A 13680-nucleotide genomic window follows, 5' to 3' on the forward strand; every position below is an offset into this window, starting at 1 on the left:
GACAGGAAGCGGCGGCGAACTCTACCCTCCCCCTCCAGGGGAGGGTAAGGAGCATGCCCTCACACCTGCCCGATGCGCCATTGATAGGGCGGCGGCGTGCCGTTGACGGCGAAGTCCCCGATGATGCGATCCTTGTAGATGCGGGGATTGTGCGAGGAGAGGGTACGCGCATTGCGCCAGTGGCGGTCGAGGGCGGCGGAGCGCTGCGTGGCGGAAGCGCCGAGGGCGTCGAACACGATGGTGGAAGCTTCGAGGATCAGGGTGGTGACCACGGTCTGGGCCTGCGCCACCTCGAGCTCGGCGACGGCATTGGCCGCTTCCTCCGCCGCCGCGTCGCCGGCAAAGCGGGTGTCGAAGGCGTGCTGCACGGCCTCGGCGGCCTTGAGCACGATGGCACTGGCGCAATAGGCTGCGCCGCGGATCCGGCCGACCACCTGCAGCACCTGGGCATCCTCGCTGGGGCGCGGGGAGGGGGCGTTGGAATAGCTGCGGCGGCGGGCCTTCACCGCCTTGGCGACGTCGTCGCTGGCGGCGCGCCCGATGCCGGCGAGCGTTGCCAGATGCACCAGCTGGTAGAAGGCGGCCGAATATTTGAAGCGGTCGTCATCGATGACGACATCGGCGGGGTCGACAGGTGTATCGGTGAAGGTGGTGGTGCCGCTGGCGGTGAGGATCTGGCCGAAGCCGTCCCAGTCGTCGATCACGTCGACGCCCGGCGCATGGCGGGCGACCGTCGCCGAAAGCGACTGGCCCTCCTCGCCGCTGGCGCCGATGTCGATCCAGTCGGCGAAGAGGGAACCGGTCGTGTAATATTTGGCGCCCGTGACGGAGGCGGCCTTGCCGTCCCCAAGCTTCACGATGGTGGAGAAGGCGGCCTGCCTTGCTTCACCGATCTCCGTCCAGGCGCTGCCGGTGATCTCGCCCCGGGAGAGGCGCGGCAGCCAACGGTCGCGGCGATCCTGCGCGCGGGCATTGACGATGTCCTCGGCGAAACCGAAATGGGCGCGCAGGGCCTGCGTGACGTTGGAATCGGCGTGGGACAATTCGATCAGGAGGGCGAAGAGCTGCGGCAGGCTGGCACCGAAGCCGCCGTCCTTTTCCGGCACGCGCAAGGCGCCGAAGCGGGCATCCTTGAGCCAGCCGATCGGCTCATGCGGCAAGGTGCGATTGAGCTCCCGTTCGACGGCACCCGCGCGGATGCGATCGAAGACGGGGCGGAAGGTGGCGGCGAGGTCGTTGTAATTATGTCCCGGCCCGCTGCCCCAGCCTGCCGCCACTGTCGATGCCTTCTGTGTCATCTATCTGATTCTCTTGGGTTTTATCGAGTGACTCGACGCCTGGACGACGGCCTTTCCGGCCCGCAGCGGCGTCGATTCCATTCATTTTGTATATATTCTCTATAAAAATACTAGACATTTAGTTTGCAGAACGTTTTCATAGGAACAGTCCGACGCGGTAGCCGGGTGCGGCCTCGCCGCTGTTTCAGAGCCGCGGCACCGACGCTGTTTCAGATGTGGAGATTGGAATGCCCCGCCAAATACGCTTCAACGCCTTCGATATGAATTGCGTGGGCCATCAATCGCCGGGCCTGTGGGCGCATCCGCGCGACAAATCGTGGAAATACAAGGATCTCGACTACTGGCAGGATCTGGCGCGGACGCTGGAGAAGGGCATCTTCGACGGCATCTTCATCGCCGATGTCATCGGCTATTACGACGTCTACAAGGGCTCGAACTACCACGCCATCCAACAGGCCGCGCAGATCCCGGTCAACGACCCCCTGCAGCTGGCGGCCCCGATCGCGCTGGCCACCGAGCATCTGGGCATCGGCATCACCGCATCGACCTCCTTCGAGCATCCCTATACCTTCGCCCGGCGCCTCGCCACGGCCGATCATCACAGCAAGGGCCGCGTCGGCTGGAACATCGTCACCTCCTATCTGGAGAGCGGCGCCAAGAACATCAGCCAGGGCGGCCTGCGCCAGCACAACAACCGCTACGAAGTCGCCAGCGAATATGTCGAGGTGCTCTACAAGCTCCTGGAAGGCTCCTGGGAGGAAGGGGCGGTGCGGCGAGACCGCGAGAACCGCATCTTCACCGATCCCGACAAGGTCCATGAGATCGGCCACAAGGGCAAATATTTCGAGGTGCCCGGCTACCAGCTTACCGAACCCTCGCCGCAGCGCACGCCGGTGCTCTACCAGGCCGGTGCCTCCGGGCCGGGCAAGGCCTTTGCCGCCGGTCACGCCGAATGCGTCTTCGTAGCGGCACCGACCAAGTCGCTGCTGAAGGCCTATGTCGCCGATATCCGCCGCCAGGCCGCCGCCGCCGGCCGTGATCCGCGCAAGATCCTGATCTACAACCTCACCACGGTGATCGTCGACGAGACCGAGGCCAAGGCGCAGGCCAAGTTCAAGGACTATCAGTCCTATACCTCCTATGACGGCTCGCTGGTCTTCCTCTCCGGCTGGAGCGGCATCGATTTCGGCCAATATGCGCCCAGCGATCCGATCAAGAAGGTCGAGACCAATGCCATCATCTCGGTGGTCGAGCATTTCGCCGGCGAGGACAAGACCTGGACCATGGAGGAACTGGCACGCTGGGGCGGCATTGGTGGCCTCGGCCCGGTTTTCGTCGGCTCGGCTTCCCATATCGCCGACACGCTGCAGGAATGGGTCGAGGAGACCGATGTCGACGGCTTCAACCTCGCCTATGCGGTAACGCCCGAGAGCTTCGAGGACGCCGTCGGCTATCTCGTGCCGGAATTGCAGAAGCGCGGGGCCTATCCCACCGCCTACAAGCCGGGCACGCTGCGCGAAAAACTGTTCGGCGAAGGCCCCTATCTGCCGGCGAGCCATCCCGCCCACGCCTATCGCGACATCGAGGCGGTGAAGCGCCGCGAGGCGGCCGAACGCGAGGCCGGTGTCTCGCGCCTCGCCGCCGGACGGTGATACCGATGCCGGCGCCTCTCCTGCAGCTTCACGACGTCTCCTTGTCCTTCAAGGGCGTCAGCGCCTTGAGCCGGCTGAGCTTTTCGGTCGAGCAGGGGGAGATTTGCGCGCTGATCGGACCCAACGGCGCCGGCAAGAGCTCCCTTCTCAATGTGATCAATGGCGTCTACCGGGCCGACGACGGCGATGTCGTCTTCGACGGCGCCAGGTTCGAGGCGATCCATCCCTACAAGGCAGCCCATCTCGGCATCGGCAGGACCTTCCAGCACAACGCCCTCTTCGACAGGTTGAGCGTCGTCGAGAACGTCAAGGCGGGGTTGGCGCGCTGGGGCCGCGCGAGTTTCGTGGAGAACATCTTCCGGGTGGGGCGGGATGCCGCGGAACGCTGGCGCTTCGAAGCGCGCACGCACGAGATTCTCGGCTTTCTCGGCCTGGAGCGCCATGCCAACACGGTCGTGTCCACGCTGCCCTATGGCCTGCAGAAACGCGTCGACCTCGCTCGTGCATTGGCGGCCTGGCCGAAACTGCTGCTCCTGGACGAGCCCATGGCCGGCATGAACCAGGAGGAAAAGCAGGCGATGAGCCGCCTCATCGCCGATGTGAACGGCAAGCTGGGCACCACCATCGTGCTGATCGAACACGATATCGGCATCGTGATGGGCCTCGCCCACCACGTCGTCGTGCTCGATTACGGCCGCAAGGTCGGCGACGGCACGCCCGATGCCGTACGCGAGAATCCCGATGTCATCGCCGCCTATCTCGGCACGGTTCACTGAGGGATCGTCATGGCCTTTTTCCTCGAAACCCTGATCGGTGGCCTCCTCGCCGGTGTGATGTACGGCCTGGTCGCCATCGGCTTCGTGCTGATCTACAAGGCTTCCGGCGTCTTCAATTTTGCTCAGGGCGCCATGCTGCTGTTCGCTACCCTCACTTTCGTGACGCTGGTCGAGCGCGAGGTGCCGTTCTGGGCCGCGATCCTACTGACCGTCGCGGTGATGGTTTTCGGTGCGGTCCTGATCGAGCGCCTCGTCCTGCGCCCCCTGGTCAATCGCGATGCGCTGACCCTGTTCATGGCGACCCTCGGCCTCACCTTCGTGATCGAGGGGCTGGCGCAATTGCTGATGGGCTCGGACGTGCACATGCTCGATCTCGGCATCGACGACGTGCCGATCTCGGTCGCGGGCCTCTCGATCAGCCAGTTCGATCTCTTCGTCTCCGGCGGCGCCCTCGTCCTGGTGGTGGTGCTTTCCATCCTGTTCGACCGCACCCGCATGGGCATTTCGCTCCGGGCCGTCGCCGACGACACGCTCGCCGCCCAGTCGATCGGCATCCGCCTGCCGACGATCTGGCGCATCGTCTGGAGCGTGGCCGGCATCGTCGCTCTGGTTGCCGGCCTGGTCTGGGGTGCCCGCCAGGGTGTGCAATATTCGCTGTCGCTGGTGACGTTGAAGGCCCTGCCGGTGCTGATCATCGGTGGTTTCTCCTCCGTGCCGGGCGCCATCGTCGGCGGCCTCCTGGTCGGCGCCGCAGAAGCCCTGGTGGACATCTATCTGGGGCCGCTGCTGCAGGGCAGCGTGTCGACCTGGTTCGCCTATATCCTCGCCGTGGCCTTCCTGCTGGTGCGTCCGGCCGGGCTGTTCGGTGACCGCGCCATCGAAAGGGTCTAGCGATGTCCCTCCTATCGCAATCCGGCGAAGGCCTCGTCCTGTCGCAGGGCCGCAGCCTCAATCCCCGCTTCTTCGCCGTCGCCGCCTCGCTGGCGGTAAGTTTGGTGGTCGTGCCCCTCATCGCCAGCGACTACTGGCTTTCCTCCATCATCATCCCCACCCTGGTGATGGGCGTGGCCGGCCTCGGCCTCAACCTCCTGATGGGCTATACCGGGCTGGTGTCGCTCGGCTCGGCCGCCTTCATGTCGGTCGGCGCCTTTGCGAGCTACAATCTCCTGCTTCGCGCGCCGTTCCTGCCGCTGCCGGTGGTGCTGGTGCTGGCAGGCCTGATCGCGGCGGCGGCGGGCATCGTCTTCGGCCTGCCGAGCCTGCGCATCAAGGGTTTCTATCTCGGGGCCTCGACGCTCGGCGCCCAGTTCTTCTTCGAATGGCTGTTCACCAATTACAACTGGTTTTCGAACGGTAGCCAGTCCCTCACCATCTCGGCGCCGCGGCTGCAATTCCTCGGCCATGACCTCACCTCGGCGACGGGGCGCTATCTCCTGGTGGCGGTGACGGCGGCCGCGCTGATCGCCTTTGCCTACGCGGTGGTCAAAAGCCGCGTCGGACGCGAGTGGATGGCGATCCGCGACATGGACACGGCCGCCTCCGTGATCGGCATCCATGTCGCCAGTCGCAAGCTCCTCGCCTTTGCCATCAGTTCCTTCGTCTGCGGCATTGCCGGCGCGCTCTGGGCCTTCGGCTATCTCGGCACCGCAGATGCCCATGCCTTCAACCTGGACAAGTCCTTCCAGGTGCTGTTCATCGTGCTGATCGGCGGCACCGCCACCCTGGCCGGCAATTTCCTCGGCGCGGCCTTCATCGTGCTGATGCCGATCCTGCTCGACCGCCTCGCCCCGCTCACCGGCCTGCAGTTCCTGGCCGACCAGGGGGCGCTCGCCAATATCCAGCACATCATCTTTGGCGTGATCATCATCGCGCTGCTGATCAAGGAGCCCGACGGTCTCGCACGCCTAGTGAGGCGGATCCGCCTGCCGCGGCGGCGGCCGGCAGCCGCCGCTACCGGGGACTGAACAAACCTCCCACCCTCTGCATCCCGAAAAGCGGACGTCATTTCCGCCGACGGGAGAGCTGCGCCCTCGAACATCCCAACCGAATGGAGACGAACCGGATGTCACCCTCCCTCATCAAGGCCCTCGCACTGGCGACCGGGCTCGGCTTTGCAGGCGTTGGCCTGGCCGCTCTTGCGGCCGCCGGCCCGGCCATGGCCCAGGACCACAAGAACGAGCAGCTCTATCCGCTCTTCACCTATCGTACCGGCCCCTACGCGCCCTCCTTCATCCCCTTCGGCGCCGGCAACCGGGACTATCTGACCTATATCAACGAGGTCGAAGGCGGGGTCGACGGCGTCAAGATCCTGATCCAGGAATGCGAGACGGCCTATACGATCGAGCGGGGCATCGAATGCTACGAACGCTACAAGAACGGCTATGACGGCGCGCCGACGGCGGCGATCTATCCCCATTCCAGCGGCCTGGACGTGGCGCTCACCGACAAGGCGCGCATCGACAAGGTGCCGATCGTCTCGCCGGGCGGCGGCCAGAACATCGCCACCGACGGGCGGGTCTTCCCCTATCAATATCCGCTGATCTTCGACTATTGGAGCGAAGCCCAGATCATCGTCGACTACATCGCCCAAAAATCCGGCGGCTACGACAAGCTCAAGGGCGTCAAGATCGCCACGCTCTATCATGACTCCGGCTATGGCCGTGACACGATCGAGCCGCTCGGCATTCTCGCCAAGAAATACGGCTTCACCGACATCCAGATCCCGGTGCCCCATCCCGGCGAGCAGCAGCAGGCGCAATGGCAGCAGATCCGCAGTGCGGGCGCCGACTGGGTGTTCCTGCGCGGCTGGGGCGTGATGACGCCGGTGGGCATCAAGACGGCGGCGCGCGTGGGCTTTCCGGCCGATCGCATCATCGGCGACATCTGGAGCGGCTCGGAGGACGATGCCCGCCCGGCCGGCAGCGCCGCCAAGGGCTATCTCGCCGTCTCGGTGTTTCCGCCCGGAACTGACTACGGCATCATCAAGACGCTGAAGGAGAAGATCGTCGACGCCGGCAAGAGCGATCTCAAGGACAAGAGCAAGTTCGGCACGGTCTACTACAATTACGGGGTGATCGAGGCGATCACCTTCGTGGAAGCCCTGCGCGTCGGGCACAAGAAGTTCGGCAACCGCCCCCTCACCGCCGAGGAAGGCCGCTGGGCCCTGGAAAACCTCAACATCGATGACAAGCGCATCGCCGAACTGGGCGCCCAGGGCCTGATCTCGCCGTTGAAGACCTCGCCGGCGAACCACAAGGGCGAGACCGTCGCGGCCAAGATCATCCAGTGGGACGGCAAGTCGTGGACCACGCTGACCGACTGGATCAAGGCCGATGCCTCGCTCTTTGCCGAGACCATCCGCGCCAAGGCGGCCGCCTATGCCCAGGAGAAGGGCATCACGCCGGTGGCCCAGACCAACTGAGCGGGGCCGGAGCAGCTAGCTGAAGCGCAATGAGGAGGGATGTGCGAGATGGTGAGGTTGACGAAGGAGCGCGACGCTCGCGCCCCCTCGCCCCGCTTGCGGGGAGAGGATAGAGGTGAGGGGCAGCGTGCTTCTCAATTTTGTACCCGGCGTGCTGCCCCTCATCCTTACCTTCTCCCCGTGAGAACGGGGCGAAGGGGCGGTCGGCGTTGCGCTCTTCGCCACTGGGCCGTGCTTCCTGGCGAACTCCGGCTAGAGAGCACATTCTCCGGCAAAACGCTCTTGGAGGTGGTCCGATGAGCGAACCATCGGCCGTGCCGCGCACGAACGCCTTCCTCGATGTCGCCGGCATCGAGGTGCATTACCAGGCGATCCTGGCTGTCAGGGACGTGTCCCTCTCCGTCGATGATGGCGCTGTGGTCGCGCTGCTCGGTGCCAATGGCGCGGGCAAATCGACCACGCTGAAGGCGATCTCCAACCTGCTCGGCCCGGAGCGGGGTACCGTCACGCGCGGCAGTATCTCCTGGCGGGGCGAGCCGATCAGCCGCCTGACCCCCGCCGTCCTGGTGGCGCGGGGCGTGGTGCAGGTGCTGGAGGGGCGCCATTGCTTTGCCCAGCTCACCATCGAGGAGAATCTTCTCTCCGGCGCCTTCCTGCGTCGCCCAGGCCGGCGGCAGATCGCGCAGGATCTCGAGCAGATCTATGCCTGGTTCCCGCGCCTGAAGCATAAGCGCCGCACCAAGGCGGGCCTGACCTCGGGCGGCGAGCAGCAGATGGCCGCCATCGGGCGGGCCTTGATGACCAAGCCCAGGCTGGTACTGCTCGACGAGCCTTCGATGGGCCTCGCACCGATCGTGGTGCAGGAGATCTTCGAGATCATCCGCACCCTCAATCGCGAACAGGGCGTGAGCTTCCTGGTGGCCGAACAGAATGCCGCACTGGCGCTGCGCCATGCCGATTACGGCTATATTCTCGAAAACGGCCGTGTCGCCGCTGCGGGGCCGGCCGCCGACCTCGCGGCACGCGAGGATGTGAAGGCCTTCTATCTCGGCGGGGCCCGGTAAAACCTTGAATATTCCTGGGACCGCCAGCATCCTGCTGGCTCTTTCTACCTTCAGGCGCGATGGTTCCAACAGCCGGCAGGATGCTGGCGGTCCCAGGCTCACCTCGCCGTCCTCCCACTCGTCAGACCATTACTCATCTACCGCTTGACACCCCGCCGAAAACTTGGCCTAACTGGTCTGCTGGCTGGTCCAGTAGATCAGATGCCGAGCGTCGTTTCCAAGCGCCACTCCGATGAACCTGCCCACTGCCCTTTCGGTGTTCGAACGCGTGCCCGAGCTGCGCCACGGCGTTGTCAGGCGCAATGTGCGTGAACTCGTCGCCGACAAGCTCGCCTCCCTGATCGCGGCGGGCATGCTGCAGGTCGGCGAGGCCTTGCCGAGCGAGCGCGATCTTGCCGTGGCCCTGCAGGTCAGCCGCGAGACGGTGCGTGGGGCCCTGCAGATTCTGGCCGCGCGCGACATCATTGCCATTTCGCAAGGGGCCCGCACCCGCGTGCTCAGCGCCGAGGTCGGTTCGCTGGCGATCGGCGCGCGCGAGCCGAAACTGATCAACAGCTACGACATCGAGGCCATCCATGCCGCCCGCCTGCTGGTCGAGCGCCCGGTGGTCGAGGAGGCGGCGCGGCGCATCGATGACGAGACGCTCGCCATGCTCGACGCCTCGCTGCAAACGCAGCGCGAGGCCCTCGACGATCCCGTCCGCTTCCTGATCTGCGATCGCGAGTTCCATGCCGCGATCTACCGGTCCTGCGGCAACGACCTCCTCGCCGACTTCGTCGTCGATCTCTATTTCTATGCCATGGCGCATCGACGCAAGGCCGTGTCGCGGCCGGGTGCGATCGCCCAGAGCTGCCAGGACCATGCCGCCATCCTGGCAGGGTTGCATGCCCGGGATCCCCGGGCCGTCGTCGAGGCCTTCGGCATTCATCTCGACAGGATCTATGCCAGCACGCGCTCCATCCTCGAGGAGGAGGCTGTGTTGCCGCATACGTGAAACGGGCCTGAGAAAGAAGGCCCGCTTTCCAAGACAAAGAGCCTGTAATGGCCGGAAAAGAACCGTTGGAGCCGCCCGAGGGCGGGAGGGAGGATACTATGAAGAGAAGAACGTTCCTGCAGCTTGCGGCCGGCGCCGCCTTGGCCGGTACCGGCAGCCTCGGCTTCCAACCGGCAAGGGCCGCCGGCAAGGATATCGTCTATCTGACGCCGGGCCTCGACCTGCCGTTCTGGCGCTATCTCGCCAAGGGCGTCGAATCCGCCGCCAAGGCCAAGGGCTACGGTTTCCAGGCGCTCGATTCCCACAACAGCCCGCAGACGCAGTTGCAGAACGCCCAGGATTCGATCGCCAAGGGCGTGGCGGGCATCGTGATCTCGCCGACCGATTCCTCCACCGCGCCGAGCGTGCTGGCGCTGGCCGCCAAGGCGGGGATCCCGGTGGTGATCGGCGATATCGGCACCAATAGCGGCGACTACGCCTCCTTCATCATCTCCAACAATTATGACGGCGCCAAGGGCGTGGGCGAGGCGCTGGCTGCCGCGCTCAAGGCCAAGGGGTGGGAGGGCGGCTCGGTCGGCCTCATCACCATCTCGCAGGCCCGCAAGAACGGCCAGGCCCGCACCAAGGGTTTCCGGGACGGCCTTGCAGCCGGCGGCTGGACCGGCAAGGAGGCGGGGCTGCAGCAAATGCAATCCTATACGACGGACGAGACCTTCAAGTTCACCCAGGACATGCTGACCGCCAATCCGGACATGCGCGGCCTGTTCATCCAGACCGACCAGCCGGCCCTGGGCGCCCTGCGCGCCATCAAGGCGGCACGTCGCGGTTCGGACCTGCTGGTCGCGGCCTTCGACGGCATCCCGGAATTCGTCGATCTCCTCAAGTCCAAGCAGATCGTCGCCTCCGGCATGCAGCAGCCCTATCTGATGGGCCAGAAGTCGGGCGAGGCCCTGCTGGCTAAGCTCGCCGGCGGCACGGTGGAGAAGGAAGTCTCGGTGCCGATCCTGGTGGTGACCAGCGAGAATATCGACAAGGAGCTGCCCATCGTGAAGGAGACGGTGTTCGCCAACGAGATGAAGTGAGCATGCTGGGACCGCCGGCTTCCAGCCGGCACTTCCTCACCGTTAAATGCGGTGTTTCCAAGAGCCGGCTTGGAAGCCAGCGGTCCCAGGAACCAACGCCATCCAGGAGCCTTTCTTGCCTGCTATCGAACCCCTGCTGGTCGCCACCGGCGTCGCCAAGACCTTCGACCGCACCCGCGCTCTGGCGGGGGCCGGCTTCGAGCTGCGCGCCGGCGAAGTCCATGGCCTGCTTGGTGCCAATGGCGCCGGCAAGTCGACCCTGTCCAAGGTGATTTCAGGCCATGTCAGGCCGGACGAGGGCGATCTCGTCTATCGCGGCCGCTCCGTGCGGCTGCGTTCCACCCGTGACGCGCTCGATATCGGCATCGCCATCGTGATGCAGGAGACGAGCCTGGTGCCGGACCTCAGCGTCGCCGAGAACATCTTCCTGCCCGAACTCGGCCGGCCGGGGCGCTTGTCCTATTCGGCGCTGCATCGACGCGGGGCCGAATTGCTCTCGGTGCTCGGCCAGGGCGATGCCCTGCCCCTCGACGTCGAGGTGCGACGCCTGTCGGCGGCCCAGCGCCAGCTCGTCGAGATCGCCAAGGCACTCGGCGTCAACGCCAAGCTGATCATTTTCGACGAACCCACCTCGTCACTGAGCCCGAGCGAGGTCGAGCGCCTGTTCGACATCATGGCGCGGCTCAGGGCGGATGGGCGCGGGCTCGTCTTCGTCTCGCATCGGCTCGAGGAAGTCTTCGCCATCACCGATCGCGTCACCATCATGCGCGAGGGGCGCACGGTGGCGGCTTCGCTCGCGACCGCCAGCCTGAGCCAGGCCGAACTCATCCGCCACATGGTCGGCCAGGATGTCGGCGCCATCTATGCGCGGGATGTGGACGGGACGGCCAAGGACGCGCCGATTGCCCTGGAGGTCAAGGGATTGGCGACGCCGCCCCTGGTCCGCAACGTTTCCTTCCAGGTCCGCCGCGGCGAGATCCTGGGGCTGGGCGGCCTGGTCGGCGCCGGGCGCTCGGAAACCGTGGAGGCCATTTTCGGCCTGAGGCCTCGCAGCGCCGGCACCATCCTCGTCGACGGCAAGCCGATCGATCCGCGCAAGCCGGCGCAGGCGGTGAGGGCCGGCATCGGCTTCGTGGCCGAGGACCGGCGCTCGCAGAACATCGTGCCCGACCTGTCGGTGAAGGAGAATCTGCTGCTCGCCCATCTCGGCGCACATCGGGGCTTCGGCGTCGGCTATCGCAGCCGCGAAAAGGCGGTCGATGCACTGCTCAAGAGCCTTGGCCTGCCGCCCGACCGCCTGCTCGACGCCAACATGCTCAACTTCTCGGGCGGCATGCAGCAGAAGATCATCATCGCGCGCTGGCTGCTGCTCGAACCGCGCGTGCTGATTCTCGACGAACCCACCAAGGGCGTCGATATCGGCACCCGCGCCTCGATCTATGCGATCCTGCGCGACATTGCCGCCAAGGGTGTCGCCGTCGTGGTGGTGTCGTCCGATTTCGAGGAATTGCTGGGGTTGTCGCACCGTATCGTCGTCATCAGCGACGGCACCAGCGTGGCCGACCTGCCTGCCGACCTGCTCGACGAGGAGAAGCTCACCTTGCTGGCGGCGCCGCGCACCTCGATGGCCCGCAATACCGAAGTCCTGCGCGGCCTGACGGGCGAATGCGGCGGCGCCGGCTTCTGGGCCCTGATCGACCAGGACCGCCTAATCTGCCTCAACCTCGTCACCGCCGACAAGGCGGCCGAGCCGGGCTTTGCAGCCGGTGAGGTGAAGCCGCTCTCCGCGACCCGCATCGCCGCGGCGCTGGCCGGGCGCGAACCCGTCTTCATGCCGGAGCCGGACGGCTCGCGCTCGACTTTGCTCCTGCCGATCGTCAGCCCCCGCGGGCACGATCTCGGCTGGGTCGGCCTCACGCTGCCGCAGGGCGCCGCCCTGCCATCCCCCGAAATCGTCCGCAGCCGTGTCGCCGAACTCGCTGCAACACTGTAGGCGGCCGATGCGACGATCGTGTTTTGAAACCACGACGCTTACCGCTCCCTCGCCCCGTACTTACGGGGAGAGGGTAAGGGTGAGGGGCGGCGTGGTGCGTGCAGATAGGGCTAAGCGTAGCCCCTCACCTCTATCCTCTCCCCGCAAGCGGGGCGAGGGGACTTCGGCGTGGTGCTTTGTCCTTCAAGGGTTCATCTCGCTCAGCCGTTCCATTCGTCCGTCCTTCACCACAAGTTCCGGGATCGCCATATGACCTCAACCACCTCTCCCGATCCCACGCGACGGCGTCTCGGCTGGCTGACGGGGCGGCTCGAAGTGCGCATGCTCGGCCTTGCCATCGTGCTGGCGGTCTGCCTGTCGCTGCTGTCGCCCTATTTCCTGACACGGTCGAACATCTTCAACATCCTCGACCAGTCGGTGGTGATCGGCATCGTTGCCGTCGGCATGACCTTCGTCATCCTGACCGGCGGCATCGATCTTTCGGTCGGGTCTGTCGCCGGCCTGACCGGCATTGTCCTGGGCCTGGCCGTGCAGCACTATCCGCCGGCCCTGGCCGTGGCGCTCGCCATCCTCAGTGGAGCCGGCATCGGCCTGATTTCGGGCGTCTTGATCGCCTATTTCGGGCTCGCGGCCTTCGTGGTGACGCTGGGCGTGATGGCGATCGGCCGCAGCCTCGCCTATATCCTCTCGGGCCAGACGGCCATCGCCTCGATCCCCGATTCCATGCAGGCCATCGTCTATACCGATGTCCTGGGCATTCCCTCCAACGTGCTGTTCCTGGCGCTGCTCTATCTCGTCGCCTGGGCCTATCTGACCTATACCAAGGGCGGGCGCACCATCTATGCCGTCGGCTCCAACAAGGAGGCGGCGCGGGCAGCGGGCCTCAGCGTGATGTTCTATTCCATCCTGCCCTATGTGATTTCGGGGGCGCTTTCGGCCGTGGCGATCACCTTCTCGATCGGCCAGATCCTCTCGGCCGATCCGCTGATGGGCAATGCCTGGGAGCTCGACGCCATTGCCGCCGTGGTGATCGGCGGTGCCAGCCTGTTCGGCGGGCGGGGCTCGATCATCGGCACGCTGATCGGCGTCCTGATCATGGTGATGATCCGCAACGGCCTCAATCTGATGGGCGTCTCGCCCTTCTGGCAGGGCTCGGCCATCGGCACCATCATCATCGTGGCGCTGCTGTTCGAGCGCCTGATCGGGCAACGGGCGGGACGGTGAGGGGACTTGAGAGCCTGGCTTGAGAATCGAGAGAACCTCGACCTTTGTCATCACCGGGCTTTGGCCCGGTGATCCAGCGGCCACAAGCTTGATACGTTGGGTATCTGGGTGCCCAGGACGAAGTCCGGGCATGACAAAATTGAGCATTTCTCGGCTTGCTGGGACTCTTCCATCAA

At 65.5% G+C, this 13680-nt stretch carries 11 protein-coding genes; 10 read left to right on the forward strand and 1 reads right to left on the reverse strand.

All coding sequences use genetic code 11. The features are described 5' to 3' along the window. Positions 1-59: 59 nt before the first annotated feature. Positions 60-1298, reverse strand: a complete 1239-nt coding sequence (locus ABXS05_RS10640; protein WP_367623861.1) for an acyl-CoA dehydrogenase family protein — start codon at positions 1296-1298, stop codon at positions 60-62. 227 nt (positions 1299-1525) lie between these two features. Here ABXS05_RS10640 and ABXS05_RS10645 point away from each other — a divergent pair, with 227 nt between their 5' ends. From ABXS05_RS10645 to ABXS05_RS10690, 10 genes are all read left to right on the forward strand, one after another. Then, a complete protein-coding gene (locus ABXS05_RS10645; RefSeq protein WP_367623862.1) occupies positions 1526-2950 on the forward strand; it encodes an LLM class flavin-dependent oxidoreductase in 1425 nt (474 codons plus the stop codon). Between the two features lie 5 nt (positions 2951-2955). Further along, positions 2956-3726: an ABC transporter ATP-binding protein gene (locus ABXS05_RS10650; protein WP_367623863.1), complete on the forward strand. Its 771-nt coding sequence runs from the start codon at positions 2956-2958 to the stop codon at positions 3724-3726. Positions 3727-3735: 9 nt separating this feature from the next. Further along, positions 3736-4617 (forward strand): branched-chain amino acid ABC transporter permease, encoded by an 882-nt coding sequence (locus ABXS05_RS10655; protein WP_367623864.1) that lies wholly within the window; start codon positions 3736-3738, stop codon positions 4615-4617. Positions 4618-4619: 2 nt separating this feature from the next. Further along, positions 4620-5690 carry a branched-chain amino acid ABC transporter permease gene (locus tag ABXS05_RS10660; RefSeq protein ID WP_367623865.1) on the forward strand — a complete coding sequence of 357 codons (1071 nt, stop codon included), beginning with the start codon at positions 4620-4622 and terminating at the stop codon, positions 5688-5690. Between the two features lie 98 nt (positions 5691-5788). Continuing rightward, positions 5789-7147 (forward strand): ABC transporter substrate-binding protein, encoded by a 1359-nt coding sequence (locus ABXS05_RS10665; RefSeq protein ID WP_367623866.1) that lies wholly within the window; start codon positions 5789-5791, stop codon positions 7145-7147. Between the two features lie 296 nt (positions 7148-7443). Beyond that, a complete protein-coding gene (locus ABXS05_RS10670) occupies positions 7444-8211 on the forward strand; it encodes an ABC transporter ATP-binding protein (protein WP_367623867.1) in 768 nt (255 codons plus the stop codon). Positions 8212-8443: 232 nt separating this feature from the next. Beyond that, positions 8444-9205 carry a FadR/GntR family transcriptional regulator gene (locus ABXS05_RS10675; RefSeq protein ID WP_367623868.1) on the forward strand — a complete coding sequence of 254 codons (762 nt, stop codon included), beginning with the start codon at positions 8444-8446 and terminating at the stop codon, positions 9203-9205. 98 nt (positions 9206-9303) lie between these two features. Further along, positions 9304-10287: a substrate-binding domain-containing protein gene (locus ABXS05_RS10680; protein WP_149253360.1), complete on the forward strand. Its 984-nt coding sequence runs from the start codon at positions 9304-9306 to the stop codon at positions 10285-10287. 115 nt (positions 10288-10402) lie between these two features. Then, the gene (locus tag ABXS05_RS10685) at positions 10403-12280 is read left to right on the forward strand and encodes a sugar ABC transporter ATP-binding protein (RefSeq protein ID WP_367623869.1); all 1878 of its coding nucleotides are present in this window, start codon (positions 10403-10405) and stop codon (positions 12278-12280) included. A gap of 249 nt (positions 12281-12529) precedes the next feature. Further along, a complete protein-coding gene (locus ABXS05_RS10690; protein ID WP_367623870.1) occupies positions 12530-13504 on the forward strand; it encodes an ABC transporter permease in 975 nt (324 codons plus the stop codon). Positions 13505-13680: the final 176 nt, after the last annotated feature.

This window comes from Labrys neptuniae (assembly GCF_040797145.1).
Taxonomy (GTDB): Bacteria; Pseudomonadota; Alphaproteobacteria; order Rhizobiales; family Labraceae; genus Labrys; species Labrys neptuniae.

Coding starts and splice junctions, on each gene's coding strand:
- ABXS05_RS10640 (WP_367623861.1), bottom strand. CDS start 1,298: ATGACACAGAAGGCATCGACAGTGGCGGCAGGCTGGGGCAGCGGGCCG.
- ABXS05_RS10645 (WP_367623862.1), top strand. CDS start 1,526: ATGCCCCGCCAAATACGCTTCAACGCCTTCGATATGAATTGCGTGGGC.
- ABXS05_RS10650 (WP_367623863.1), top strand. CDS start 2,956: ATGCCGGCGCCTCTCCTGCAGCTTCACGACGTCTCCTTGTCCTTCAAG.
- ABXS05_RS10655 (WP_367623864.1), top strand. CDS start 3,736: ATGGCCTTTTTCCTCGAAACCCTGATCGGTGGCCTCCTCGCCGGTGTG.
- ABXS05_RS10660 (WP_367623865.1), top strand. CDS start 4,620: ATGTCCCTCCTATCGCAATCCGGCGAAGGCCTCGTCCTGTCGCAGGGC.
- ABXS05_RS10665 (WP_367623866.1), top strand. CDS start 5,789: ATGTCACCCTCCCTCATCAAGGCCCTCGCACTGGCGACCGGGCTCGGC.
- ABXS05_RS10670 (WP_367623867.1), top strand. CDS start 7,444: ATGAGCGAACCATCGGCCGTGCCGCGCACGAACGCCTTCCTCGATGTC.
- ABXS05_RS10675 (WP_367623868.1), top strand. CDS start 8,444: ATGAACCTGCCCACTGCCCTTTCGGTGTTCGAACGCGTGCCCGAGCTG.
- ABXS05_RS10680 (WP_149253360.1), top strand. CDS start 9,304: ATGAAGAGAAGAACGTTCCTGCAGCTTGCGGCCGGCGCCGCCTTGGCC.
- ABXS05_RS10690 (WP_367623870.1), top strand. CDS start 12,530: ATGACCTCAACCACCTCTCCCGATCCCACGCGACGGCGTCTCGGCTGG.